The following is a 20,306-nucleotide window of genomic DNA, read 5'->3' on the forward strand; positions in this document are numbered from 1 at the left end:
CAACTGCGCCAGGCAAAAGCGGCGTGCATTGTGCCCGAAAAATGGGGTTTACGCCAAGGGGTTTACGGCTTGGGTTTAGTTGAGGATCACCCAGCGCTGATTAATCAGCAGTTCGATGGGGCGATATTGCGTCTTGTAGTTCATCTTTTTGCAGTTCTTGATCCAGTAACCGAGGTACACCGCCTCAAGCCCGAGGCGCTGGCTCTCGGCGATTTGCCAGAGGATGGCAAATCGGCCAAGGCTGCGGCGTTCTTCGGCGGGTTCGTAAAAGGTGTACACCGCTGACAAACCGTTCGGCAGTAAATCGGTGACCGCCACGGCGAGCAACCGTCCGTCGAGTCGGAACTCATAGAAGCGCGAGAAGGGCAGATCGCGTACCAGAAAAGTCGAGAATTGATCCCGGCTCGGCGGGTACATGTCGCCGTCTGCGTGACGCTGTTCGATGTAACGCTGATACAGATCGAAATATTCTTCGCTGAATTGCGGTTTGGCCGGGCGCACCTGCAAATCCGTATTGCGCTTGAGAATCCGCTTCTGCTGACGATTGGGCATGAACTGCGCCACGGGAATGCGCGCAGGTACGCACGCATTGCAGTTCTGGCAATGCGGCCGGTACAGATGATCGCCGCTGCGACGAAAGCCCATTTCCGACAGGTCTGCGTAGACATGCACATCCATGGGCTGACTCGGATCGAGAAACAGGGTCGTGGCCTGCTCCTCGGGCAGATAACTGCAAGAGTGAGGCTGAGTGGCATAGAACTTCAATCGCGCCAACTCGGTCATGATCAACCCTCGGGATAAGCTGGTGAATTAAGTGTAAGCCACGCGCGCAAAAGTCGCTCAGCAAACCCAGGTGGCACGATTGGGTTGGTCCAGATGGCGGGCCAGATAGTCGGCGAATTCCTGGCGGGGAATGGCTCTGGCGCCGAGGCTGTGCAGATGATCGGTCGGCATCTGGCAATCGATCAGCACGAATCCCGCGTCTTTCAGGTGCCGCACAAGGGTGGCAAAGCCGAATTTCGAGGCATTGTCGGCGCGGCTGAACATCGATTCACCAAAAAACAATTGGCCCATCGCCAGGCCGTACAGGCCACCGACCAGTTCGCCCTGATCCCAGACCTCCACCGAATGCGCGAAGCCGCGACGATGCAGTTCGACATAGGCGTCCTGCATCGCCTCGGTGATCCAGGTGCCATCGGCGTAATCCCGTGGTGCGGCACAGGCGCGGATCACGGCATCGAAATCCTGATCGAAGGTCACTTGATAGCGTTCCTGACGCAGCAGTTTGCCGAGGCTGCGCGAGACATGCAGTTCGTCGGGAAACAATACCGTGCGCGGATCCGGCGACCACCAGAGAATCGGCTGACCCTCGGAAAACCATGGAAAGCAGCCATGGCGATAAGCTTGAATCAGCCGGTCGGCCGACAAATCGCCACCCGCAGCCAGCAATCCGTTGGGGTCGCGCATGGCCTTTTCCAGTGGCGGAAAAGTCAGGGAATTACGTTGTAACCAAGTCAGCATGGCATCCAGGCTTACAGAAGGGGAGGGCGGTGGGGCGCCTGGCCCGCGATAAAGTGTGCCGTTAAATGACAGGAATGTCGTCCAGATACTTCTCGGCATCCAGTGCGGCCATACACCCGGCACCGGCTGATGTTACCGCCTGGCGGTAAACGTGGTCAGCCACGTCACCGGCGGCAAATACCCCGGGAATCTCGGTGGCGGTGGCGTCGCCGTCGCTGCCGCCCTTGACCCGCAAGTAGCCGTCGCGCATCGGCAACTGGCCTTGGAACAGGTCGGTGTTGGGCTTGTGACCAATGGCAATGAATACGCCGGCCAACGCCAGTTCGCGGGTTTCGCCGGTATGACTGTCCCGCAGTCGCGCGCCGGTGACGCCGCTGGCATCGCCGAGCACTTCGTCGAGATTCTGGTTCCAGTGCAGGCGCACGTTGCCGTTCGCAGCTTTCTCGAACAGTTTGTCCTGAAGGATTTTCTCCGAACGCAGCTTGTCGCGACGATGGATCAGGTGCACCTCCCTGGCGATGTTCGACAGATAAAGTGCCTCCTCAACCGCCGTATTGCCGCCGCCGACTACGGCGACCACCTGATTGCGATAGAAGAAGCCGTCACAGGTCGCACAGGCGGAAACGCCTTTGCCGGCGAAGGCTTCTTCCGAGGGCAAGCCGAGATACTGCGCCGAGGCGCCGGTGGCAATGATCAGTGCGTCGCAGGTGTAAGTGCCGCTGTCGCCGATAAGCTCGAACGGGCGCTGCTGCAACTTGGCGGTGTGGATGTGGTCGTAAACGATCTCTGTGGCAAAGCGTTCGGCGTGTTTTTGCATACGTTCCATCAGCGCCGGGCCGGTGAGGCCTTCGACGTCACCGGGCCAGTTGTCGACCTCGACGGTGGTGGTGAGCTGGCCACCGGCCTGCAGGCCGGTGATGACCACGGGTTTGAGGTTGGCGCGGGCGGCATACACGGCAGCGCTGTAACCGGCCGGGCCGGAGCCAAGGATGATCAGGCGTGAATGCTTCGCTACGTTCATCAAATAGACCTCATAAGCCTTTGTCACAAAAGGTAATGCATGCTCAAATTGAGTCGCGGCCTCTGTGTGCTTGACTATGCTCAATCCTGGGGCTTGAAGCATGGCATCGGACGCACAAACCCGTACAATGCCGGGCTGTTACAGAATGTTCGCCGTGTGCTGTATTTATAAAAGCGGCAGCACAGTGTTAAAAGTAGTCTCAGTTGCGCTCGTTCACTTTTTTACCTGCCTGGATTGGGCAGTTTTTTATCGTCATTCAATAGATGGACGCGCCTTGGGCGCAGGAAAAGAAGCGTTTTGAAGAAATCCACCGAAGCACCAAAAACAGTCGTCCCGCTCTGGCGCCAACAGTTGCACTACCGGCTCAAGGAAGGTGCATTGATCGCCATCGGCGCCTTGTGCCTGTTCCTGATGATGGCTTTGCTGACCTACGGCAAGGACGATCCAGGCTGGAGCCACAACAGCAAGATCGATGACGTACAGAATTTCGGCGGCCCGGCGGGCTCCTACAGCGCCGACATCCTGTTCATGGTGCTGGGTTACTTCGCCTATATCTTCCCGTTGCTGCTGGCGATCAAGGCGTACCAGATTTTCCGCCAGCGCCACGAGCCGTGGCAGTGGAGCGGCTGGCTGTTCTCCTGGCGTCTGATCGGTCTGGTGTTTCTGGTGCTGTCTGGCGCTGCGCTGGCGCATCTGCACTTTCACGCGGCCTCGGGCCTGCCGGCGGGAGCTGGTGGCGCGCTGGGCGAAAGCCTCGGCAATCTGGCGAAGAATGCACTGAATATTCAGGGCAGCACCCTGTTGTTTATTGCGTTGTTCCTGTTCGGTCTGACGGTGTTCACTGATCTGTCGTGGTTCAAGGTGATGGATATCACCGGCAAGATCACCCTTGATCTGTTCGAACTGTTTCAAGGCGCGCTCAATCGCTGGTGGTCGGCCCGTACCGAGCGCAAGCAGTTGGTTGCGCAATTGCGTGAAGTCGACGATCGCGTGCATGACGTGGTCGCGCCGACGGTCACTGACAAGCGCGAACAAGCCAAAGTCAAAGAACGCCTGATCGAACGTGAGCAAGCCCTGAGCAAGCACATGTCCGACCGCGAGAAACAAGTGCCGCCGGTTATCGCCCCGGCCCCGGCCAAGGCGCCCGAGCCAAGCAAGCGCGTGCAGAAAGAGAAACAGGTGCCGTTGTTCGTCGACAGCGCCGTGGAAGGCACTTTGCCGCCGATTTCGATTCTTGATCCGGCGGAAAAGAAACAACTCAATTACTCACCGGAATCCCTGGCGGCGGTCGGCCATTTGCTGGAGATCAAGCTCAAGGAGTTCGGTGTCGAGGTCACGGTGGATTCGATCCACCCGGGTCCGGTGATTACCCGTTACGAAATTCAGCCTGCCGCCGGCGTGAAAGTCAGCCGCATCGCCAACCTCGCCAAAGACCTCGCGCGTTCGCTGGCCGTGACCAGCGTACGTGTGGTCGAGGTGATTCCGGGCAAGACCACCGTCGGTATCGAGATTCCCAACGAAGACCGGCAGATCGTGCGCTTCTCCGAAGTGCTGTCGACGCCTGAATACGACAATTTCAAATCGCCGGTCACCCTGGCGCTGGGTCACGACATCGGCGGTAAGCCGGTCATTACTGACCTGGCGAAGATGCCGCACTTGCTGGTGGCCGGTACGACCGGTTCCGGTAAGTCGGTGGGTGTGAACGCGATGATCCTGTCGATCCTGTTCAAGTCCGGCCCGGAAGACGCCAAGCTGATCATGATCGACCCGAAAATGTTGGAACTGTCGATCTACGAAGGCATTCCGCACTTGCTGTGCCCGGTCGTTACCGACATGAAGGACGCCGCCAACGCCTTGCGCTGGAGCGTTGCCGAGATGGAGCGCCGCTACAAGCTGATGGCGAAAATGGGCGTGCGCAACCTGTCCGGCTTCAACGCCAAGGTCAAGGAAGCGCAGGATGCCGGCGAGCCATTGAGCGATCCGCTGTACAAACGCGAAAGCATCCACGACGAAGCACCGTTGCTGCAGAAGCTGCCAACCATCGTTGTAGTGGTCGACGAATTCGCTGACATGATGATGATCGTCGGCAAGAAGGTTGAAGAACTGATCGCCCGTATCGCCCAGAAGGCCCGTGCTGCCGGTATTCACTTGATCCTCGCCACCCAGCGGCCATCGGTGGACGTGATCACCGGTCTGATCAAGGCCAACATTCCGACGCGTATGGCGTTCCAGGTATCGAGCAAGATCGACTCGCGCACCATCATCGATCAGGGTGGCGCCGAACAGCTGCTCGGTCACGGTGACATGCTCTACATGCCGCCGGGCACCAGCCTGCCGATCCGGGTTCACGGTGCGTTCGTATCCGACGATGAAGTACACCGTGTGGTCGAAGCGTGGAAACTGCGCGGCGCTCCGGAATACAACGATGACATCCTCAACGGTGTCGAAGAAGCCGGCAGCGGTTTTGAAGGCAGCAGCGGTGGCGGCGACGGCGATGATCCGGAAGCCGACGCGCTGTACGATGAAGCTGTACAGTTTGTACTGGAAAGCCGTCGTGCCTCGATTTCCGCTGTACAGCGCAAGCTGAAGATCGGCTACAACCGCGCCGCACGGATGATCGAAGCCATGGAAATGGCCGGGGTCGTCACCTCGATGAACACCAACGGTTCCCGTGAAGTCCTGGCCCCAGGCCCGGTACGCGACTGATTGCAAACGCAAGAGGCGGGACAATGATGTGCCGCCGCTCTCCCAACGAGTATTCAAGAGGACTCCCATGCGTCTTATCCGCATGCTGCTGCCAGTACTGGCGCTGACCACTCTCACGGCCCACGCCGATCAAAAGGACGTGGCGCGTCTGACCCAATTGCTGGAAACATCCAAGACCCTGAGCGCGAACTTCTCGCAGCTGACCCTCGACGGCAGCGGCACGCAGTTGCAGGAAACCACCGGCAACATGACCCTGCAGCGTCCGGGCCTGTTCTACTGGCACACCAATGCGCCAAACGAGCAGACCATGGTTTCCGACGGCAAGAAAGTCACCCTGTGGGACCCGGATCTGGAACAGGCGACCATCAAGAAGCTCGACGAGCGTCTGACCCAGACCCCGGCGCTGCTGCTGTCCGGTGATGTGTCGAAGATCAGCCAGAGTTTTGATATCAGCGCGAAAGAGGCGGGCGGCGTGATCGACTTCACCCTCAAGCCGAAAACCAAAGACACTCTGTTCGATAACCTGCGTCTGTCGTTCCGCAACGGTCTGCTCAACGATATGCAACTGATCGACAGCGTCGGCCAGCGCACGAACATCCTGTTTACCGGGGTCAAGGCCAACGAGCCGGTATCGGCATCGAAGTTCAAGTTCGACATCCCCAAGGATGCCGACGTGATCCAGGAATAAACACGTAAACCCTGTGGGAGCGAGCCTGCTTGCGAAAGCGATATTTCATCCAGCATTAATAGTGGCTGATACACCGCTTTCGCGAGCAGGCTCGCTCCCACAAGGGCAAAGATCGACCTGATCAAATAGAGGTTTCAACGCTACGTGATGGATCTGTTTCGCAGTGCACCGATTGCCCAGCCACTGGCCGCGCGTTTGCGTGCGACCAATCTGGATGAGTACGTCGGTCAGGAGCACGTGCTCGCTCGCGGCAAGCCTCTGCGTGAGGCGCTGGAGCAGGGTGCCCTGCATTCGATGATCTTCTGGGGGCCGCCCGGAGTGGGTAAAACCACTTTGGCGCGGTTGCTCGCGGAAGTCTCCGATGCGCACTTCGAAACGGTCTCGGCAGTGCTCGCCGGGGTCAAAGAGATCCGTCAGGCTGTTGAAATCGCCAAGCAGCAGGCCGGCCAGTACGGCAAGCGCACGATTCTGTTCGTCGATGAAGTGCACCGTTTCAACAAATCCCAGCAGGATGCGTTTCTGCCGTACGTTGAAGACGGCACGCTGATCTTCATCGGCGCCACCACCGAAAACCCTTCCTTCGAACTCAACAATGCTCTGCTGTCGCGTGCCCGCGTCTACGTGCTGAAAAGCCTCGACGAAGCGGCGCTGCGCAAACTGGTGCATCGCGCACTCACTGAAGAGCGTGGGCTGGGCAAGCGCAACCTGACGCTCAACGATGAAGGCTTCCAGATGCTGCTGTCCGCCGCCGATGGCGATGGCCGGCGTCTGCTCAATCTGCTGGAAAACGCCTCGGACCTGGCTGAAGACAACAGCGAAATCGGCACCGAGTTGCTGCAGAGCCTGCTCGGCGATACGCGTCGGCGTTTCGACAAGGGCGGCGAGGCGTTCTACGACCAGATATCGGCGCTGCACAAGTCCGTGCGCGGCTCCAACCCCGACGGCGCGCTGTATTGGTTTGCGCGGATGATCGACGGTGGTTGCGATCCGCTGTACCTGGCCCGCCGTGTGGTGCGCATGGCCAGTGAAGACATCGGCAACGCCGACCCGCGCGCCCTCAGCCTGTGCTTGGCGGCGTGGGAGGTGCAGGAGCGTCTCGGCAGTCCGGAAGGCGAGTTGGCCGTGGCCCAGGCCATCACCTATCTGGCCTGTGCGCCGAAAAGCAACGCGGTGTACATGGGCTTCAAAACCGCGCTGCGTGCCGCCGCTGAAAACGGTTCGCTGGAAGTGCCGTTGCACCTGCGCAACGCACCGACCAAACTGATGAAACAATTGGGCTACGGTGACGAATACCGCTATGCCCACGACGAGCCGGACGCTTATGCCGCTGGCGAAGACTATTTCCCGGAAGAGCTTGATCCCATCCCGTTCTACCAACCGGTGCCGCGTGGCCTGGAATTGAAGATCGGCGAGAAGCTCAACCACCTCGCCCAACTCGATCGTTTAAGCCCTCGGCAGCGGAGAAAATAGTGTTTCCATTGATCATTGCGGTCTCCGCCGGCGGGGTTGCCGGCACCTTGTTGCGCTTCGCCACCGGTAATTGGGTCAACGCCAATTGGCCGCGGCACTTCTATACCGCGACGCTGGCCGTTAATATCGTGGGCTGTCTGCTGATTGGCGTGTTGTACGGCCTGTTTTTGATACGCCCGGAAGTGCCGATCGAGGTACGCGCCGGGTTGATGGTCGGCTTCCTTGGGGGGCTGACGACATTTTCATCCTTTTCACTGGATACGGTGCGCCTGCTGGAAAGCGGGCAAGTGCCGCTGGCCCTGGGCTATGCGGCACTCAGCGTATTCGGCGGGCTGCTCGCGACGTGGGCTGGCCTGTCTTTGACCAAACTTTGATAACGAGAAACCGACATGCTCGATTCCAAACTGTTACGTAGCAACCTTCAGGACGTAGCGGACCGCCTGGCTTCCCGTGGCTTTGCCCTGGATACCGCGCGCATCGAAGCGCTGGAAGAACAGCGTAAGACCGTCCAGACCCGCACCGAAGCACTGCAGGCTGAGCGTAACGCGCGTTCCAAATCCATCGGTCAGGCCAAGCAGCGCGGCGAAGACATCGCGCCGTTGATGGCGGACGTTGAGCGCATGGCGGGCGAACTGAGTGCCGGTAAAGTCGAGCTGGACGCGATCCAGACCGAACTGGACTCGATCCTGCTCGGTATCCCCAACCTGCCGCACGAATCCGTGCCGGTCGGCAAAGACGAAGACGACAACGTTGAAGTGCGCCGCTGGGGCACGCCGACCGCGTTCGACTTCGAAGTGAAAGATCACGTTGCCCTGGGCGAGAAGTTCGGCTGGCTGGATTTCGAAACCGCCGCCAAGCTGTCCGGTGCGCGTTTCGCCCTGCTGCGTGGCCCGATCGCGCGTCTGCACCGCGCCCTGGCGCAGTTCATGATCAACCTGCACGTCAACGAGCACGGCTACGAAGAGGCTTACACGCCTTATCTGGTTCAGGCGCCGGCGCTGCAAGGCACCGGTCAACTGCCGAAGTTCGAAGAAGACCTGTTCAAGATCGCTCGCGAAGGCGAAGCCGATCTGTATCTGATCCCGACCGCTGAAGTGTCGCTGACCAACATCGTTGCGGGCGAAATCGTCGATTCGAAACTGCTGCCGATCAAGTTCGTCGCGCACACTCCGTGCTTCCGCAGTGAAGCCGGCGCGTCGGGCCGTGACACTCGCGGCATGATCCGTCAGCACCAGTTCGACAAAGTTGAAATGGTCCAGATCGTTGAGCCATCGCAATCGATGGAGGCGCTGGAAGGCCTGACCGCCAACGCAGAAAAAGTCCTGCAACTGCTCGGTCTGCCTTACCGCACTCTGGCGCTGTGCACTGGCGACATGGGTTTCAGCGCGGTCAAGACTTACGATCTGGAAGTGTGGATCCCGAGCCAGGACAAGTACCGCGAGATTTCGTCGTGCTCGAACTGCGGCGACTTCCAGGCCCGTCGTATGCAAGCGCGTTTCCGCAACCCGGAAACCGGCAAGCCTGAGCTGGTGCACACCCTGAACGGTTCCGGTCTGGCGGTTGGTCGTACGCTGGTTGCCGTGCTGGAAAACTACCAGCAGGCCGACGGCTCGATCCGTGTGCCGGACGTACTCAAGCCGTACATGGGTGGCCTTGAGGTCATCGGCTAAATGAAATATCTGCCGCTGTTTCACAACCTGCGCGGCAGTCGTGTGTTGGTCGTCGGTGGGGGGGAAATTGCCTTGCGCAAATCCCGCCTGCTGGCCGATGCCGGTGCGCTGCTGCGGGTGGTCGCACCTGAAATCGAAACGCAACTGCGTGAACTGGTCGCCGCTTCTGGCGGTGAATGCCTGTTGCGCGGTTACGTCGAGGCGGATCTCGACGGTTGCGGGCTGATTATTGCCGCCACCGACGATGAGACGCTGAACGCCCAAGTCTCCACCGATGCGCACAAGCGCTGCGTGCCGGTCAACGTGGTCGACGCGCCTGCCTTGTGCAGTGTGATCTTCCCGGCGATCGTCGACCGTTCGCCGCTGATCATAGCCGTGTCCAGCGGCGGCGATGCGCCGGTGCTGGCGCGTTTGATCCGCGCCAAGATCGAAACCTGGATTCCATCGACCTACGGCCAATTGGCCGGGCTCGCCGCGCGTTTCCGCAATCAGGTGAAAAGCCTGTTTCCGGATGTGCAGCAGCGTCGTGGTTTCTGGGAAGACGTGTTTCAGGGGCCGATTGCCGACCGGCAACTGGCCGGGCAGGGCGCCGAAGCCGAGCGTCTGCTGCAAGCCAAGATCGATGGTGAAGCCATGGTCACGACCGGTGAGGTGTATCTGGTCGGGGCAGGCCCGGGCGATCCAGACCTGCTGACCTTCAAGGCGTTGCGTCTGATGCAGCAAGCCGACGTGGTGCTGTACGACCGCTTGGTGGCGCCAGCGATTCTTGAGCTGTGCCGTCGTGATGCCGAGCGGGTCTACGTCGGCAAACGTCGGTCTGATCACGCCGTGCCACAGGATCAGATCAACCAGCAACTGGTCGACCTGGCCAAGGCCGGCAAGCGTGTGGTGCGGTTGAAGGGCGGTGATCCGTTTATCTTCGGCCGGGGTGGCGAAGAGATCGAAGAACTGGCCGCTCACGGCATTCCGTTTCAGGTTGTGCCGGGTATCACGGCGGCCAGTGGTTGCGCGGCATATGCCGGGATTCCGCTGACGCATCGTGATCACGCGCAGTCGGTGCGCTTTGTTACCGGCCATCTGAAGGACGGCTCCACCGATCTGCCTTGGGCCGACCTTGTCGCGCCGGCGCAGACGCTGGTGTTCTACATGGGCCTGGTCGGGTTGCCGGTCATCTGCGAACAACTGATCAAACATGGTCGTTCAGCCGATACCCCGGCGGCATTGATTCAGCAGGGCACCACGGTCAATCAGCGCGTCTTCACCGGCACGCTGGCTGACCTGCCGCGACTGGTGGCGGAGCATGAAGTGCATGCGCCGACACTGGTCATCGTCGGTGAAGTGGTGCAACTGCGCGAGAAGCTGGCGTGGTTCGAAGGGGCTCAGGCGCAGGTCTGAAAACCGAGTTGACCCCATCGCTGGCAAGCCAGCTCCCACAGGTTTTGTGTTGAAGCTGCAATCTTCAGTATCACCAAAATCCCTGTGGGAGCTGGCTTGCCAGCGATGGGGCCCTCAAAAACAATACAAATCTCAGCCCCGGTACCAAACCCCTTTGCCGCTCAAACGCGCCCGATCATGGGCCACGGTGAAATCCTGCTCCGGCCCTTTCGGCACAACCCCTGTCGGATTGATCGTCTTGTGACTGCCGTAGTAGTGGTTCTTGATGTGCTGGAAATCCACCGTCTCGGCGATCCCCGGCCACTGATACAGCTCACGCAGCCAGTTCGACAGATTCGGGTAATCGGCAATCCGCCGCAGGTTGCACTTGAAGTGGCCGTGGTACACCGCGTCAAAACGAATCATCGTGGTGAACAAACGGATGTCCGCTTCCGTCAGGTACTCACCCGACAAGTAGCGATTGGCACCCAGCAGCCGGTCCAACTGATCCAGCTCGGCAAACACCTCATCGAACGCTTCTTCATAAGCCTGTTGCGACGTCGCAAAACCTGCGCGATACACGCCGTTGTTCACCGCCGGATAAATCCGCTCGTTCAGCGCATCGATCTCGCCGCGTAATGGCGCCGGGTAGAGATCCAGATCATTGCCGGTCAAACCATCAAACGCGCTGTTGAACATGCGGATGATCTCCGCTGATTCGTTGCTGACGATGCGCTTGAGCTTTTTGTCCCACAGCACCGGCACGGTGACGCGGCCGGTGTAATCGGCAGTGTCGGCGGTATAGCGCTGATGCATGAATTCAAAACCATCGAGCTTATCGCCGGTTGAGCCGAGCGCCGTGTCGAAGGTCCAGCCATTTTCCAGCATCAACCAACTGACCACCGAGACGTCGATGAGACTCTCCAGTCCTTTGAGTTTGCGCAGGATTAGCGTGCGATGCGCCCACGGACAGGCGAGGGAAACATAGAGGTGATAGCGCCCGGCCTCCGCGGCAAAACCGCCTTCACCGCTGGGGCCGGGTTCGCCGTTGGCGGTTACCCAGTTGCGGCGCTTGGCCTGTTCGCGCTGGAAGGCGCCGTCCTTGCTGCTTTCGTACCACTTGTCCTGCCAGTGGCCATCGACGAGTAAACCCATGATCAAGACTCCGTAAACCAATAATCGTTGGAGTCGAGTCTATTCCGATGAGTTCGAACAAAAAGCGCAAAGATCGGGCGCGAATGATCGGTTAAATCGATTTGTTCCGCGCGGCCCAGTAGTGCTCGGCGGTTGCGAAGGCTTGCTCACGGCTTTGACCGAGACCGCGCAAGGCCAGCGCCATGGTCGCAATCAACGCCATTTGCGGGTAACTGTCGACCACCTCGCCACGCCATACGGCTTTCAGGTGTTCGACGTCCAGGGTCGCCGGTTTGACGTGGCGTTGCGCCGACAATTGCGGCCATTCCTCGTCCCAGCTCTCGCCGCCGGTGGTGCCGTAGAGGTGGCTGTCGGCATCCGGGTTGATCTCGATTTCGCCGCCATCGCCTTTGACCACAATCGCCGTGTCGCCAAGCAAACCACTGGCATCGCGATGCACGGCTTGATACCCAGGATGGAAAATGCTTTGCAGGCCGCAACGCGCGCCCAGTGGATTGAGAATCCGCGCCAGGGAATGAATCGGTGAGCGTAGGCCCAGGGTGTTGCGCAAATCGATCATCTTTTGCAGTTGCGGCGCCCAGTCCACCAGCGGCATGAAGGCCAGGCCACCGTTATCCAGCGCCGTGCCGACCTGCTGCCAAGTGCGGCACAGCGGAATGTTCAATTCACCAAGCAATTGCTCGCTGTACAGACGCCCGGCGGTGTGTGCGCCGCCGCCGTGCATGAAAATGCGCACGCCGTTCTGTGCCAGACACTTGGCTGCCAGCAGATACCACGGCAGATGACGCTTCTTGCCAGCGTAAGTCGGCCAGTCCAGATCGACGTTCAGCGCCGGCGCCTGCAAGCGCTCGCGCAGGGCTTCGGTGAAGCCGGCCATCTCCTCGGCGCTTTCTTCCTTGTGTCGCAGCAACATTAGAAAAGCGCCGAGCTGGGTGTCTTCAACCTTGTCGTCGAGCACCATGCCCATGGCTTCGCGGGCTTCTTCGCGCGTCAGGTCGCGCGCACCGCGTTTGCCCTTGCCGAGAATGCGCACGAATTGGGCGAACGGATGCTCGGCAGGGGTTTCGAGGGTCAGCGCTGGAAAGTCGGTCATAAGCAATTCGTCGGTTTGGGCAGGCCCGCCAGTTTCGCGGCGAGTTTGGCAGGGGTGCCTTTGAACAGTCGGTTGAGGTGCAGGCTGTTGCCTTTGTCCGGGCCGAGTTTCAGTGCGGTGTACTTGATCAATGGGCGGGTGGCCGGGGACAGCTGGAATTCGGCATAGAAGCTGCGCAGCAGTTCGAGGACTTCCCAGTGTTCGGGCGTCAACTCGATTTCTTCGGCGGCAGCGAGGGCGCTCGCGACGTCTGCCGACCAGTCGCTGAGGTCGACCAGAAATCCGTCCTTGTCCAGTTCGATGGCGCGGGCGCCGACGGTCATGGCATTCATAACCAGCTGTTGACCTTGTCGTGATGGATCGACAGCTCGACGAAGGCCGGGTAATCAATGGCCTCAGCCCAGTCCGGGACTTCGATGGCGCGAGCCTGTGCATCTTCGGCCAGAACCAACAATTTGATCTGGCGGCTTTGCATTGCGGTGAACGGCGCGGTGCCCGGTTGCAGAGCATAGACCGCGTCGCCGGACAGCAACACAGCATCAGCGCTGCCGATCAGGCGCAGGCAACTGGTCAGGCGATCGTCGCCAAACGGGGAATGAGACAACACATGCAAAGTCGACATCAGAGGGTGATCACCTGGTCGTAACGGTCAATAAGGGCGGTGATTTGCTCGGCGGCCAGCGGCTGCGCTTCGTCCAGCGACAGAGTGCCGAGGCCACGAGTGCTGGCGCTCTCTGCGCAGTAGAACAACTCTTCGACACCAAACATCGGTAGCGCTTGCAGGTTAGCGCTCAAGTCTTTCTGTTGCAGGGCCTTGGCGCTCTGCCCGGCGGCGAGTTGTAAGACGCCATCATCGAGAAACAGCAAGCCAATGGGCAGATCGAAGGCGCCACCGGCCAGCACGATGTCCAGCGCTTCGCGGGCCGCGGGGCCAGACCATGGCGATTGACGGCTGATGATCAACAGGGATTTAGCCATCTCACGCACCTCCGAAGCAGATCAAGCGGTCAGCGTCTTGTACCGCGTCATGCAACTGACCGAGGCCGGACAATTCCCACGGCGCGCTGACGGAAACGGCGTCACGCTGATAGCGCTTGGCTTCTTCAGCGTCCAGCACGCCACGGCGCAGGGCGGCGGCGATGCACACCACGCCGTCGAGCTTTTGTTCGGTGATGAAGGTGCGCCATTGTTTGGGCAGGTCCAGTTCGTCCTGCGGGGTGACCACCGCGTCCGAAGCGTTGTAAACGCCGTCCTGATAGAAAAACAGCCGGACAATTTCATGCCCACCGGCCAGCGCGGCTTGTGCAAACAGCAGGGCGCGGCGCGAGGAGGGCGCATGGGCGGCGGAAAACAGCGCAATGGCGAACTTCATGACGGACTCGATCAGCAAAACTGCGGCCATGATAAAGCATTGCAGACCGCAAAGGATCGCAGCGCTTGCAGCGAAACACGATCTCTGTAGGAGCTGCGGTACGCTGCGATCTTTTGATCTTGATCTTTAAAAGCAAGATCAAAAGATCGCAGCCTCGTTTCACTCGACAGCTCCTACATGAGCGTTGGTTGAGGAGTCCGTTAACGGGGCATGTAGCCCAGTTGCCAGCGGCGCGGGATTTTCAGGGAGAACAGCCCGATGATTGCAGCCAGCAAACCGCTGACAAACATCGCCTGGAGTCCCAAGTGGTGTTCCAGCACCGCCCCCAGAATCGCGCCGATAAACATCCCGCTCCACGGCACCAGTTGCACCCGCCAGCCGCTGCGTCGTTCGCCGAGCATCCAGCGTCCCAAACCACGGCCGAACCGCGACAATGCGCCAGTCACGTAAGTCAGTCCGACCGGCAAGCCGTTCACCTCTTCAACCGACGCGTTGAGCATGCCCATCGCAATGATCGCCGCCATCAGCGCCGGCAGTTGGGTGTCGAATGGCCAGGCGGCCGCCGCACACAGCAGGGTGGCGATACACAGCAGCAGCGGCAGCGCCCGGCGGCCACCGAAACGGGCAACGATAACGCCCAAGGCGTTCCCGGCTATAAAAGTGGCGACGAGGATCAACAAACGCAGGGTCAGCCCGATATCACCATCGCTTATCGCCACGGCAAGTCGGGTGGTGTTGCCGCTCATGAACGAGACGAAGTCGCCGCTGGCCATAAAGCCGATGGCGTCGGTCATGCCGGCCAGTACCGAGAGGCTGGCCACCAGCGCCAGACCAATCCGCCCGCGCCACTTCTGAGTGTGCAGATGCCCGGGGCTGGCGCGGTGAGTCGAGGCGGATGGCAGCATCGGTAGAAGTGTCCTTGGGCGGCGGTTATGGTTCTATGCCATACAGATCGCAATACTCCGGCCAACCCATCCCGGCCATTTCCGCGACTTCACGGTGTACTTCCAACCGCTGCGCCTGATACTCCTCAGGCGAATCAGCCGTCAGTTGCAAGGTCAACTCCCAGGCAAAAAGTCCGAGACTTTCCGCTTCGGCCTCAAATGCTTCATGCAGTCGCTCCTCACGATACTGCGCCTGCGTTTCGCCTTTGGCCTGAGCCAGTAGCGGGTTGAGGTGGTCGAGGGATACGCGTAGTTCGGGACGCGCCTCGAGAAATACTTTCAGGGCGTGTTCATGTCGCTGGTCGGTAGGCGCCATGTGTTTTCCTTGTGAGGCTGATGACCTTAGGTTGCCGCAGCGGCCTGCGCCTGTCGCGCTATAAATGCAGTAAAGCAGAACGATTCCTGCTGCTGCGATGATACAGTCCGCTTTTTTCTGAATGAGCGAATGCAATGCGAATTCTGATGGTAGCGCTGGCCGCGACACTGCTGGCCGGTTGCGCAGGCTCGGTGATGGACGATGCTCGCACGAAAACCCCGTACAAAGTGTTGACGTCGGACAAAGCCGAAAAAGACGTGGCGCGTTGTGTGCAGTTCGGCTGGCAGGACGAAGCGGTGTTTGGCGTGGATGCGGCGGCGTATCTGGAACCGCGTAGATCGGGCGGTACGACGGTGTATACCCGTTCGGCAGAGTCTTTTGTCGATGTGCTCACCGAAGCATCGGGTACGACGCTGAATTACTACGCGCAGAAGGATGACTTTGTCGCCAAGCGCCGGTTGGCCGCGTTGGCGACTTGCCTCTGATCATGCGTTGACGTGGCTGTCGGCATCGTCGGAACGCCGCCCGGAGCAGGCTCAATCCTACCGTGGAATGCATTCCAAATGTGGGAGCGAGCCTGCTCGCGAAGGGGTCGGTACATTCAACCTACAAGTCGCTTCTGGAAAAAATGCCGCTTGTGCCCCGGCGGATAATCGACAATCTCACCAAACTGGCTGTACCCGAGTTTCTTGTAGAACTCCGGTGCCTGAAAGTCGAACGTGTCGAGCCATGCGCCGATGCAGCCTTTCTCCCGCGCCAGCTCTTCGGCCATACGCATCAGTTTCGAGCCAATACCCTGGCCCCGGCCTGCTTCAGGCACTGACAGCAAATCGATGAACAACCACTGGCAGACCAGCCGGCCATAGAGTCCACCCAGAATCTGATCGTGATCGTCACGCACCAGCAGGGTGAGCGGTTCGGATACCGCGATCCCGGCCTTGGCCACGTTATAGGCATGCAGGGGGGCGAGAATCGCTTGGCGTTCTTCTTCTGTGGAATGTTGTGACAACTCGATGCGCAAGTTCATGCCCGACTTCCTTGTGGTTTGAACCCGCAGCCTATCCTGCCCGGCGGTGATCTTCCAAGCCCCTCTCAACCCGGTGGAACTGCCGCTCACGCGCCGGGGTCTAGCTTTTACAGCGTCATTCCAGCACGCGGTTGATGAGGATCCCCCATGAATATTTTCGAAGCCCTTCGCGAAAGCCATGAGCGCCAGCGTAGCTACGCCAAAACCCTGATCGAAACCAGCGGCGACACCCCGGAGCGGGTCGAGGCGTACAAACAACTCAAAGCCGAACTCCAAGCCCACGAAACCGCCGAAGAACGCCATTTCTACATTCCGTTGATGGAGCTAGACGAGGGTGTCGATCTGAGCCGCCATGCCATCGCTGAACACCATGAAATGGACGAGATGATGGAAGAACTCGACGAGACCGAGATGTCCAGTCCCGCGTGGTTGGCAACCGCGAAGAAGCTGTCGGACAAGGTTCATCATCATTTGAAGGAAGAAGAGCAGAAGTTCTTCCAGATGGCCGGCAAATTGCTCAACGAGAAACAGAAAGTACAACTCGCCGGGCAGTACGAAAAGGAGTTCAAGGCACAGTTGCCGTGAGTACTGAATGGCAGTTTTTGCAGCATCGGCGTGTAATCTTTTGGCGTCATCTCGGGTGGGTATTATCGTAAACGACTGGATATGCATCCAGTATTTGCAGTGTTTTGCTGGCCTTCATCCGCTGACTGCGACAAAACCGCCGATGGACAAAAAATTCGCCTCCGTTAGCTTGAAGGCCTCTCCTCGGAAAGGAGAGTTCTTAAATCAACGGAGTGAAAAACATGAATCAACCACAAGCACAAACCCAACTGCGACATGGTCGCGTCATCTCTCCTGCCAGCCGCGGTGCGGTGGCCATTGAGCAAGGACTGCTCGGTGCCTGGCAGGTCAATGAAATGGAAGGCGGGAAAAATTTCCCGGCGCTGGCAGCGGGGCCGTTTCCGGCGCCATTCCAGAGCGACTCGGACAGTGTCACGCCACCGGCCGACGGCTACATCCTCAGCGGTGGCAAGAGTGATGCCCGCGACTGCGTTAACTTCACCCATGAAGAAATGAGCAAGAAACTCGGTCGTCCATTCACCTGGCCGCTGCTCAATGTCACCCCGGGACAAACCCTCGAAATCAAGTGGGAATACACCGCGCCGCACACCACTCGCGGCTATCGCTGGCTGATCACCAAGGATGGCTGGGACCCGAAACAACGCATCAGCCGCGCGCAACTGGAAGCCCAACCGTTCTTCGAGGACTTCTACACTCAGGTGCCGTATTACAGCTACCCGAATGAGCTGAAGGCCAAGGTCAATCACGCGGTGAAACTGCCGGCCAACAAAAAAGGCCATCACGTGATCGTGCTGATGTGGATCGTCGCCAACACCGGCAACGCTTTCTATCAGGCCTTCGACGTCGACTTCAAATAACGGCGCTGCGTCGCCAAACCCACACGTTCTGAAGGATTAGAACATGTCAAAAATCGATTTCTCTTTAGTGCAAAACGCCGCGAGCGATGCCGCCTCGCTGATGCCGAGCATTGCCGGCAAAAAGATCCTCATGGGCTTCTGGCACAACTGGCCCGCAGGCCCGAGCGATGGTTATCGTCAGGGCCGCTTCGCCAGCCTGTCGCTGGAGCAAGTGCCCAAGGAGTACAACGTGGTCGCGGTGGCCTTTATGAAGGGCAGCGGGATTCCGACCTTCAAGCCGTTCAACGTTTCCGATGCCGAGTTCCGCCGTCAGGTCGGCGTGCTCAACAGCCAAGGGCGGGCCGTGTTGATCTCCCTCGGTGGCGCCGATGCGCACATCGAGTTGCGCAGCGGTCAGGAACAACCGCTGGCCAATGAAATCATCCGTCTGGTGGAAACCTACGGCTTCGACGGCCTGGATATTGATCTTGAACAGAGCGCGATTGATTTCGCGGCCAACAAGACCGTCCTGCCGGCCGCACTGAAACTGGTCAAGGATCACTACGCAGGCCAAGGCAAGCACTTCATCATCAGCATGGCCCCGGAGTTTCCATACCTGACCAGCACCGGCAAATACCTTAGCTACCTGCAGGCCCTGGAAGGCTACTACGACTTCATCGCCCCGCAGTTCTACAACCAGGGTGGCGACGGGGTCTGGGTGCAGGAAGCCAACAACGGCGCGGGCGCGTGGATTGCGCAGAACAACGATGCGTTGAAAGAGGATTTCCTCTACTACCTGACCGAAAGTCTGGTAACCGGCACACGCGGTTTCACCCGCATCGCGGCGGACAAATTCGTCATAGGCCTGCCGGCCAACAACGATGCGGCGGCAACCGGTTATGTGATCGACAAAACCGTGGTCGGTAACGTCCTCAAACGTCTGGCGATCAAAGGGCTGCCGATCAAAGGCCTGATGACCTGGTCGGTAAACTGGGACAACGGCACCAGCAAGGATGGCGTGCCGTACAACTGGGAGTTCAGCCGGCGTTATGGGCCGTTGATTCACGGGGTTCGTTCAGTCGAGCAGGATGTCGATGACTCGCGGTCGCACGTCGCTCGTTAGTTGCAAATAAAGAAGCCCGGTAGCGCTGCCGGGCTTTTTTTGTTGGCGCAATTATTCGACCATGGCGGCTTATTCAGGAAACAGGATCAAGCGTCATGTCCAACACAGCCGAGCGGGTCAGCATCGTCGACACTCAGGTGTTGTCCCACGACTGGTACCTGCTGAAGAAAATTACCTTCGACTATCACCGCAACAACGGTGAGTGGCAGCGTCAGACCCGTGAGGTCTACGACCGTGGTAACGGCGCAGCGATTCTGCTGTTCAACCGTGAAAAGCGCACGGTGGTACTGACCCGGCAGTTTCGTTTGCCGGTATTCGTCAATGGTCATGATGGTTTGTTGATCGAGGTGGCTGCAGGCTTGCTCGAGGGCGCTGCGCCGGAGCAGCGGATTCGCGATGAAGCCGAGGAGGAAACCGGTTATCGCGTGCACGATGTGAAGAAGGTGTTCGAGGCTTACATGAGTCCGGGTTCAGTGACCGAGAAGCTGCACTTTTTCATTGCCGAATACGACGCGGCATCGAAGGTCAGCGAAGGTGGTGGTCTGGAAGAAGAGACTGAAGAACTTGAGGTGCTGGAGTGGAGCTTCGACGAAGCGCTGGCGGCGTTTCAGCGCGGCGAGATCTGCGACGCCAAGACCATCATGCTGTTGCAGTACGCGGCGATGAATAACGTGTTTACCTGATAAATCAAAAGATCGCAGCCTTCGGCAGCTTCTACAGGAAAACGCATTCCAGGGTAGGAGCTGCCGAAGGCTGCGATCTCTTGATCTGTATTGACTGACTAGAACAAATCCCCGGTTTTGCCAACCGTCGACCAGTCGCCACCCTCCAGGGTCAGCAAGTGCTCTTTCGCCTCTAGCCCCCCGGCGAACCCGGTGAGCTTCCCCGAGGCGCCGATCACCCGATGACAAGGCGCCACAATGGAAATCGGGTTGCGTCCGTTGGCGGCGCCTACTGCCCGCACAGCAGCGGGATTGCCAATCTGTCTGGCAATCTGGCTGTAGGTGCGCGTCTGGCCGAAGGGAATGGTCAGCAGCGCCGCCCAGACCTTTTTCTGAAAATCGGTGCCAGCGAAATCCAGTTCCAGATCAAAACAGTCACGCGTCCCGGAAAAATATTCTTCAAGTTGTCGAGCCGTTCGAATCAGGATCGGATTGTCGTGTGCCTCGCTCATCGGCCCGAGGCGCACGCGGTCGGGTTTATCGTTTTCCCAGAGGATGGCCGCCAGTCGTGAGCCGTTCGCGACCAGCTTCAGCTCGCCGACGGGCGATGGCACGGTGATGAACGTATAAGACATGACGGCAGACTCCGGAGCAGGGCGGCAACAGCGCCCAGCATACTGCCTGATCGGGGAGGCGCAATACGCAAAGCCGACCATACTGCTTGGTGCTTTTGCAGCGTTCCC

Annotated in this window: 23 protein-coding genes and 1 pseudogene; 11 read left to right on the top strand and 13 right to left on the bottom strand. The window is 59.3% G+C overall.

Annotated elements, in window-relative coordinates:
* Positions 1 to 75: 75 nt before the first annotated feature.
* The 3 genes from CKW14_RS01880 to trxB all read right to left on the bottom strand — a co-directional run bounded on the left by CKW14_RS01880 (position 76) and on the right by trxB (position 2,542).
* Positions 76 to 783 carry an arginyltransferase gene (locus tag CKW14_RS01880; RefSeq protein WP_095048070.1) on the bottom strand — a complete coding sequence of 236 codons (708 nt, stop codon included), beginning with the start codon at positions 781 to 783 and terminating at the stop codon, positions 76 to 78.
* Positions 784 to 840: 57 nt separating this feature from the next.
* Positions 841 to 1,521 (bottom strand): leucyl/phenylalanyl-tRNA--protein transferase, encoded by a 681-nt coding sequence (gene aat / locus CKW14_RS01885; protein ID WP_095124499.1) that lies wholly within the window; start codon positions 1,519 to 1,521, stop codon positions 841 to 843.
* Between the two features lie 61 nt (positions 1,522 to 1,582).
* Positions 1,583 to 2,542 (bottom strand): thioredoxin-disulfide reductase, encoded by a 960-nt coding sequence (gene trxB, locus CKW14_RS01890; protein ID WP_095048069.1) that lies wholly within the window; start codon positions 2,540 to 2,542, stop codon positions 1,583 to 1,585.
* A 297-nt stretch (positions 2,543 to 2,839) separates the two neighbouring features.
* On the opposite strand from trxB, the gene CKW14_RS01895 reads away from it, so the two are divergent.
* The 6 genes from CKW14_RS01895 to cysG all read left to right on the top strand — a co-directional run bounded on the left by CKW14_RS01895 (position 2,840) and on the right by cysG (position 10,471).
* Positions 2,840 to 5,248: a DNA translocase FtsK gene (locus tag CKW14_RS01895; protein WP_034155142.1), complete on the top strand. Its 2,409-nt coding sequence runs from the start codon at positions 2,840 to 2,842 to the stop codon at positions 5,246 to 5,248.
* A gap of 67 nt (positions 5,249 to 5,315) precedes the next feature.
* Positions 5,316 to 5,936 carry an outer membrane lipoprotein chaperone LolA gene (lolA, locus tag CKW14_RS01900; protein WP_095048068.1) on the top strand — a complete coding sequence of 207 codons (621 nt, stop codon included), beginning with the start codon at positions 5,316 to 5,318 and terminating at the stop codon, positions 5,934 to 5,936.
* Positions 5,937 to 6,083: 147 nt separating this feature from the next.
* Entirely contained in the window at positions 6,084 to 7,406 is a 1,323-nt protein-coding gene (locus tag CKW14_RS01905) for a replication-associated recombination protein A (protein WP_034155144.1), read from the top strand.
* A complete protein-coding gene (crcB, locus tag CKW14_RS01910) occupies positions 7,406 to 7,780 on the top strand; it encodes a fluoride efflux transporter CrcB (protein WP_095048067.1) in 375 nt (124 codons plus the stop codon). The genes CKW14_RS01905 and crcB overlap by 1 nt, the downstream gene beginning before the upstream one ends.
* 15 nt (positions 7,781 to 7,795) lie before the next feature.
* Positions 7,796 to 9,076, top strand: coding sequence for a serine--tRNA ligase (gene serS, locus CKW14_RS01915; protein WP_038369693.1), 1,281 nt, complete (start codon positions 7,796 to 7,798; stop codon positions 9,074 to 9,076).
* Complete coding sequence (gene cysG, locus CKW14_RS01920) at positions 9,077 to 10,471, top strand: siroheme synthase CysG (RefSeq protein WP_095124500.1); 1,395 nt, start codon at positions 9,077 to 9,079, stop codon at positions 10,469 to 10,471.
* A gap of 132 nt (positions 10,472 to 10,603) precedes the next feature.
* Here the strand turns inward: cysG and CKW14_RS01925 are convergent, their stop codons facing one another.
* From CKW14_RS01925 to CKW14_RS01960, 8 genes are all read right to left on the bottom strand, one after another.
* The gene (locus tag CKW14_RS01925) at positions 10,604 to 11,605 is read right to left on the bottom strand and encodes a glutathione S-transferase family protein (RefSeq protein WP_095124501.1); all 1,002 of its coding nucleotides are present in this window, start codon (positions 11,603 to 11,605) and stop codon (positions 10,604 to 10,606) included.
* A gap of 91 nt (positions 11,606 to 11,696) precedes the next feature.
* Entirely contained in the window at positions 11,697 to 12,698 is a 1,002-nt protein-coding gene (locus CKW14_RS01930) for a glycosyl transferase family protein (RefSeq protein ID WP_095124502.1), read from the bottom strand.
* Positions 12,695 to 13,030 carry a TusE/DsrC/DsvC family sulfur relay protein gene (locus tag CKW14_RS01935; protein WP_095124503.1) on the bottom strand — a complete coding sequence of 112 codons (336 nt, stop codon included), beginning with the start codon at positions 13,028 to 13,030 and terminating at the stop codon, positions 12,695 to 12,697. The genes CKW14_RS01930 and CKW14_RS01935 overlap by 4 nt, the downstream gene beginning before the upstream one ends.
* Complete coding sequence (tusB, locus tag CKW14_RS01940) at positions 13,027 to 13,320, bottom strand: sulfurtransferase complex subunit TusB (RefSeq protein WP_095124504.1); 294 nt, start codon at positions 13,318 to 13,320, stop codon at positions 13,027 to 13,029. The genes CKW14_RS01935 and tusB overlap by 4 nt, the downstream gene beginning before the upstream one ends.
* Positions 13,320 to 13,676 (bottom strand): sulfurtransferase complex subunit TusC, encoded by a 357-nt coding sequence (tusC, locus tag CKW14_RS01945; protein ID WP_095048061.1) that lies wholly within the window; start codon positions 13,674 to 13,676, stop codon positions 13,320 to 13,322. Before tusC ends, tusB begins: the two co-directional genes overlap by 1 nt.
* Position 13,677: 1 nt before the next feature.
* Positions 13,678 to 14,070: a sulfurtransferase complex subunit TusD gene (gene tusD, locus CKW14_RS01950; protein ID WP_095124703.1), complete on the bottom strand. Its 393-nt coding sequence runs from the start codon at positions 14,068 to 14,070 to the stop codon at positions 13,678 to 13,680.
* Between the two features lie 200 nt (positions 14,071 to 14,270).
* Positions 14,271 to 14,975, bottom strand: a complete 705-nt coding sequence (locus CKW14_RS01955; protein WP_095048060.1) for a YoaK family protein — start codon at positions 14,973 to 14,975, stop codon at positions 14,271 to 14,273.
* 25 nt (positions 14,976 to 15,000) lie between these two features.
* Positions 15,001 to 15,330, bottom strand: coding sequence for a DUF6388 family protein (locus CKW14_RS01960; protein WP_095124704.1), 330 nt, complete (start codon positions 15,328 to 15,330; stop codon positions 15,001 to 15,003).
* Positions 15,331 to 15,464: 134 nt separating this feature from the next.
* On the opposite strand from CKW14_RS01960, the gene CKW14_RS01965 reads away from it, so the two are divergent.
* The gene (locus CKW14_RS01965; RefSeq protein WP_095124505.1) at positions 15,465 to 15,815 is read left to right on the top strand and encodes a hypothetical protein; all 351 of its coding nucleotides are present in this window, start codon (positions 15,465 to 15,467) and stop codon (positions 15,813 to 15,815) included.
* 116 nt (positions 15,816 to 15,931) lie between these two features.
* Here the strand turns inward: CKW14_RS01965 and CKW14_RS01970 are convergent, their stop codons facing one another.
* Complete coding sequence (locus CKW14_RS01970) at positions 15,932 to 16,357, bottom strand: N-acetyltransferase (protein ID WP_095048058.1); 426 nt, start codon at positions 16,355 to 16,357, stop codon at positions 15,932 to 15,934.
* Positions 16,358 to 16,504: 147 nt separating this feature from the next.
* Here CKW14_RS01970 and CKW14_RS01975 point away from each other — a divergent pair, with 147 nt between their 5' ends.
* The 4 genes and pseudogenes from CKW14_RS01975 (at position 16,505) to CKW14_RS01990 (ending at position 19,584) form a co-directional block, all read left to right on the top strand.
* Positions 16,505 to 16,942 (top strand): hemerythrin domain-containing protein, encoded by a 438-nt coding sequence (locus tag CKW14_RS01975; RefSeq protein ID WP_093434348.1) that lies wholly within the window; start codon positions 16,505 to 16,507, stop codon positions 16,940 to 16,942.
* Between the two features lie 221 nt (positions 16,943 to 17,163).
* Entirely contained in the window at positions 17,164 to 17,799 is a 636-nt protein-coding gene (locus CKW14_RS01980; protein WP_095124506.1) for a lytic polysaccharide monooxygenase auxiliary activity family 9 protein, read from the top strand.
* A gap of 43 nt (positions 17,800 to 17,842) precedes the next feature.
* Positions 17,843 to 18,844: pseudogene (locus tag CKW14_RS01985) on the top strand (chitinase); the annotation flags it as partial.
* Positions 18,845 to 18,996: 152 nt separating this feature from the next.
* Entirely contained in the window at positions 18,997 to 19,584 is a 588-nt protein-coding gene (locus tag CKW14_RS01990; RefSeq protein WP_095124508.1) for an NUDIX domain-containing protein, read from the top strand.
* Positions 19,585 to 19,682: 98 nt separating this feature from the next.
* Here the strand turns inward: CKW14_RS01990 and CKW14_RS01995 are convergent, their stop codons facing one another.
* Positions 19,683 to 20,198, bottom strand: a complete 516-nt coding sequence (locus tag CKW14_RS01995) for a methylated-DNA--[protein]-cysteine S-methyltransferase (RefSeq protein ID WP_095048054.1) — start codon at positions 20,196 to 20,198, stop codon at positions 19,683 to 19,685.
* Between the last annotated feature and the right edge of the window lie 108 nt (positions 20,199 to 20,306).

It is taken from the genome of Pseudomonas sp. Irchel s3a12 (assembly GCF_900187485.1).
Classification (GTDB): Bacteria; Pseudomonadota; Gammaproteobacteria; order Pseudomonadales; family Pseudomonadaceae; genus Aquipseudomonas; species Aquipseudomonas neuropathica.

Coding starts and splice junctions, on each gene's coding strand:
- aat (WP_095124499.1), bottom strand. CDS start 1,521: ATGCTGACTTGGTTACAACGTAATTCCCTGACTTTTCCGCCACTGGAA.
- lolA (WP_095048068.1), top strand. CDS start 5,316: ATGCGTCTTATCCGCATGCTGCTGCCAGTACTGGCGCTGACCACTCTC.
- CKW14_RS01980 (WP_095124506.1), top strand. CDS start 17,164: ATGAATCAACCACAAGCACAAACCCAACTGCGACATGGTCGCGTCATC.
- cysG (WP_095124500.1), top strand. CDS start 9,077: ATGAAATATCTGCCGCTGTTTCACAACCTGCGCGGCAGTCGTGTGTTG.
- serS (WP_038369693.1), top strand. CDS start 7,796: ATGCTCGATTCCAAACTGTTACGTAGCAACCTTCAGGACGTAGCGGAC.
- CKW14_RS01955 (WP_095048060.1), bottom strand. CDS start 14,975: ATGCTGCCATCCGCCTCGACTCACCGCGCCAGCCCCGGGCATCTGCAC.
- CKW14_RS01975 (WP_093434348.1), top strand. CDS start 16,505: ATGAATATTTTCGAAGCCCTTCGCGAAAGCCATGAGCGCCAGCGTAGC.
- tusD (WP_095124703.1), bottom strand. CDS start 14,070: ATGAAGTTCGCCATTGCGCTGTTTTCCGCCGCCCATGCGCCCTCCTCG.
- tusB (WP_095124504.1), bottom strand. CDS start 13,320: ATGTCGACTTTGCATGTGTTGTCTCATTCCCCGTTTGGCGACGATCGC.
- CKW14_RS01995 (WP_095048054.1), bottom strand. CDS start 20,198: ATGTCTTATACGTTCATCACCGTGCCATCGCCCGTCGGCGAGCTGAAG.
- tusC (WP_095048061.1), bottom strand. CDS start 13,676: ATGGCTAAATCCCTGTTGATCATCAGCCGTCAATCGCCATGGTCTGGC.
- trxB (WP_095048069.1), bottom strand. CDS start 2,542: ATGAACGTAGCGAAGCATTCACGCCTGATCATCCTTGGCTCCGGCCCG.
- CKW14_RS01970 (WP_095048058.1), bottom strand. CDS start 16,357: ATGAACTTGCGCATCGAGTTGTCACAACATTCCACAGAAGAAGAACGC.
- CKW14_RS01930 (WP_095124502.1), bottom strand. CDS start 12,698: ATGACCGACTTTCCAGCGCTGACCCTCGAAACCCCTGCCGAGCATCCG.
- CKW14_RS01925 (WP_095124501.1), bottom strand. CDS start 11,605: ATGGGTTTACTCGTCGATGGCCACTGGCAGGACAAGTGGTACGAAAGC.
- CKW14_RS01880 (WP_095048070.1), bottom strand. CDS start 783: ATGACCGAGTTGGCGCGATTGAAGTTCTATGCCACTCAGCCTCACTCT.
- CKW14_RS01960 (WP_095124704.1), bottom strand. CDS start 15,330: ATGGCGCCTACCGACCAGCGACATGAACACGCCCTGAAAGTATTTCTC.
- CKW14_RS01990 (WP_095124508.1), top strand. CDS start 18,997: ATGTCCAACACAGCCGAGCGGGTCAGCATCGTCGACACTCAGGTGTTG.
- CKW14_RS01905 (WP_034155144.1), top strand. CDS start 6,084: ATGGATCTGTTTCGCAGTGCACCGATTGCCCAGCCACTGGCCGCGCGT.
- CKW14_RS01935 (WP_095124503.1), bottom strand. CDS start 13,030: ATGAATGCCATGACCGTCGGCGCCCGCGCCATCGAACTGGACAAGGAC.
- CKW14_RS01965 (WP_095124505.1), top strand. CDS start 15,465: ATGCGAATTCTGATGGTAGCGCTGGCCGCGACACTGCTGGCCGGTTGC.